The 3,168-nt window shown below is 64.7% G+C and carries 3 protein-coding genes and 2 pseudogenes; 1 reads left to right on the forward strand and 4 read right to left on the reverse strand.

Annotated elements, in window-relative coordinates; genetic code table 11:
• On the forward strand, nucleotides 1–250 hold a 250-nt coding region (locus WA317_RS21895), incomplete at its 5' end, for a nitrile hydratase accessory protein (RefSeq protein ID WP_425175028.1).
• Between the two features lie 307 nt (nucleotides 251–557).
• Here WA317_RS21895 and WA317_RS21900 read toward each other — a convergent pair.
• The 4 genes and pseudogenes from WA317_RS21900 to WA317_RS21915 all read right to left on the reverse strand — a co-directional run.
• Nucleotides 558–743 (reverse strand): annotated as a pseudogene (locus WA317_RS21900) (IS30 family transposase); the annotation flags it as partial.
• Entirely contained in the window at nucleotides 739–1,803 is a 1,065-nt protein-coding gene (locus WA317_RS21905; protein ID WP_425175029.1) for an IS110 family transposase, read from the reverse strand. The gene WA317_RS21905 and the pseudogene WA317_RS21900, both read right to left, overlap by 5 nt.
• 259 nt (nucleotides 1,804–2,062) lie before the next feature.
• Nucleotides 2,063–2,341, reverse strand: a pseudogene (locus WA317_RS21910) (IS30 family transposase); the annotation flags it as partial.
• A 116-nt stretch (nucleotides 2,342–2,457) separates the two neighbouring features.
• Nucleotides 2,458–3,168 (reverse strand): group II intron maturase-specific domain-containing protein (locus WA317_RS21915; protein ID WP_425175030.1); only part of this gene is annotated, 711 nt, incomplete at its 5' end.

Genomic DNA, 3,168 nt, shown 5'->3' on the forward strand with positions numbered 1-3,168 from the left:
GGAGAGCCGCGCGTTCGGCATAGCCGTCACGCTGCACGAGGCCGGCGTGTTCAGCTGGCCGCAATTCCAGGCCGCGCTGATCGCCCACATCGCCGAATGGGAGTCCACCCGCACCGGGAGCTGGAGCTACTACCAGCACTGGCTCGGCGCGCTGGAGGACGTACTCGCCGACGCCGGCGCCGTCCGCACCGACGAGATCACCGAACGCGCACACGCCCTGTCCCGACGCCCCGCCGGCCACGACCACTGACCGTGGGTCCCCGCCACTCGGCGCATTCGCTGCGCAGATAGCTCACCGTCTTGAACCTGACCGCGTTCACCGGCAATTTCGTCCCAGGGGACTTCGGTTGGACCGCACCTTAAAATACCGCTGTAAATATGGCTCCAAGCACTCCGGCGACGGCGCTTATCCCTGTCAGGATCAGCATCCAGGTCTCGCGGGCAGCGTTTACCGCCGCAGCTGACTGTGCGGGCGTGGTTCGCGGCATAAAAGCGGGTGGTCGCCACCCGACTCGAAATACCATCCCCGGGTTTCGCAGGTTGAGCAAGTGGCGGTCTCAGCCGGTGGAAGCAATCGAGCTGGCCAGGAGGTCGGTGAAGACTTCTGCTGGGGTTCGGTAGCCGAGGATACGGCGTGGTCGGTTGTTGAGTTCGATGGCGACCATGTCGAGGTAGGTTTGGTCGTCGGTGATGTCGGTGCCCTTGGGGAAGTACTCGCGTAGCAGTCCGTTGATGCTTCTATGTCAAGTTGGCGGGTTGGTGGCGAGAGACATGGTGCCGCCAGGTCGCATGGTCGGCGGTCATGGCGCGGTGGATGACGTCGATGAGGTGGCGTTTGAGGATGCGGCGGGCTCCGCGTGAGCCCTTGGCGGGTTCGTGGCGGGCCAGCAGCGCTTGGGCGGCTGGGTGTCGGCGTTTCTGCACGATCGCGGCGGTGTAGAGGACGCTGTTGAGTCGGCGGTTGCCGCCTCGGTGCAGGCGGTGTCGTTCCTGGTCGGCCGAGTAGACGGGGATCGGTGCGCATCCGGTGTAGCGCGCGAGCTTGGCCGTGGTGGCGAACCGGGTGATGTCGCCGATCTCGGTGATCAGGACCGCTGCCGAGTTGTGGCTGATCCCGCTGATGTTCAGCAGCGCGGGCGCCAGGGGCGTCACCAGCTGCCTGATCATGATGTCGAGGTCGTGGACCCGGCGGTTGATCTCGGCGATCTCGGTAATCATGTCTTTCAGCGTTTGGCGGACGTGCGTCCTCATTGACGCGGTGTTCACCAGCGTGGTCACCGATGCCAGGCTCCGGGCGCGGGCCAGGTCGCCGGGGGTGTGGTCGAGCCACACGTGGAGCTGGGCTTTGAGCTGATTGATCGCCATTGTGCGGCGTTTGACGAGGTCGGTCCGGTAGTCGACCAGGACACGCAGCTCGCGCACACTCTCGTCGATGCGGTGCCGGTCCAGGCCTGGGGTGGCGATGGCGGCGTGGGCCACCGCGGCGGCGTCGATCTGGTCGGACTTGGCTCCGGTGGCCGCGTGCAGCTTGCGGTGGGCGGCGGCCAGCCGGGTGGGAACCCAGACCACCTCGTGGCCGGCGAGCAGCAGCCCGTCGGCCAAGCGGCGGGCAAAGCCCCGGCCGTCCTCGATGGCCCAGGTGACCGGTGTGTCCCCGGTGATCGATCTGATCCACTTGATCAGCGCGGCGATCAGGGACGCGTCGTTGCCGACGGTCAGCGGCTTGCCCAGACGCCTGCCTCCGGCGTCGACGACCACCGCGACGTGGACGTGCTTGTGCGGGTCGATCCCCACTGTCACCATCAGTGCTTGTCCTCGTTGTCTGTTGTCGCCGATGACGGGACAGACGCGAGCGCCCTGGCCGAGGGACAGACCTAGTGCGAGTTGACGGCTCAGCAGGCTTCTATCAAGTCACCCCGGTCAGGGCGCTCGCCCTGCGAGCTGCTGTGGACAGATCAACGGAAGGCCCTCGCGGGCACGCGTTCTCCGAGTCACTCAGCAACCCCACCGGCTCTCCTCCCGTCGAAGAAGAGCCGGCGGCGCTCACTCTGCACCACTAGGTGTTCTCGTTGGTGCCGCGTTCCCAGGGTGAGTGTGGGTGGGCGAAGTACACCGCAACGGTCGTTGCGAGGGTGAACGCGGCGTGGGCGGCCATCTCGCTGCCCTGGTCCCAGGTGAGGGTCTTGACCAGCGCGGTGGGCATGCCCGACACGGCGCCGATGAGGGCGTTGCAGGTGGTGGTGGCGTCGTGTTTCCCGGCGGGCAGCGCGACGGGCACGGTGTAGCGGCTGGTGCGTTCGACGAGGGTGGCCATGGCGGTCTTGCCGGCCTTGCCGATGATGGAGAGTCGGGGCGTGGCGCGGTACCAAAATTGCTTCTGGCCCGTTTCCACGCCCCGCTCACCGCACCGGACGTGCGTGTTTCCACGCATCCGGCGCTCCACGGATTCCCGCGTGTTCACTGGGCAGGTTGCAGTCTCCACGGAGAGGGGATGTTGTTCGAGCGCCACCGGTATCTGATGACCTCAACCGTTGCCGTGTCGAACATGACAGTGCCCCTCGCCTGCGGCCGGTTACCTGGCCTCCCGGTCAGGAATCGCCGGTACATCTCTTTCCATGTCATGCGAGGATGTCGTTTCCTCAGCCACTCGGTGATGCGCCGCCAAGCGAACGCATCGAGGTATCCGAATGTCGCCTTGGACACGCCGTGCCTGAAATAGGCACACCATCCTCGAAGAACCGGATTGAGTTGCTTCAGCAACTCTTCCAGTGAGGCTGCCTTGACCCTGTTCGTCAACGTTCGCACCTTTGCCATCACGGAAAGCAATGCCTTCTTCGATGGATAGGTGTAAACTGTCCACGTGTTCGTTCCCCTTCTCCGGCGCCTCTGTATGTGGAACCCGAGAAAGTCGAACCCCTCGGTGAAGTGGCAAACTCTGGTCTTGGATTCCGACAGGCGCAGCCCCAGCGGGGCCAACACCTGGCGTACCTCGCCCCAGAGCGCGTCGGCCTGCTCGCGTGATCCTTTGACCAGGATCACGAAATCGTCCGCATAGCGGACAATTCGATACAACGCACCGCCTTGTTTTCGATGCACTTCGCGACGCCACCTGGTTCCGTGATCGTCTTTTTCTGCGAAATGCTCGTCCAGCGTTGATAGTGCGATGTT

The organism is Mycobacterium sp. (assembly GCF_049802695.1).
Taxonomy (GTDB): domain Bacteria; phylum Actinomycetota; class Actinomycetes; order Mycobacteriales; family Mycobacteriaceae; genus Mycobacterium.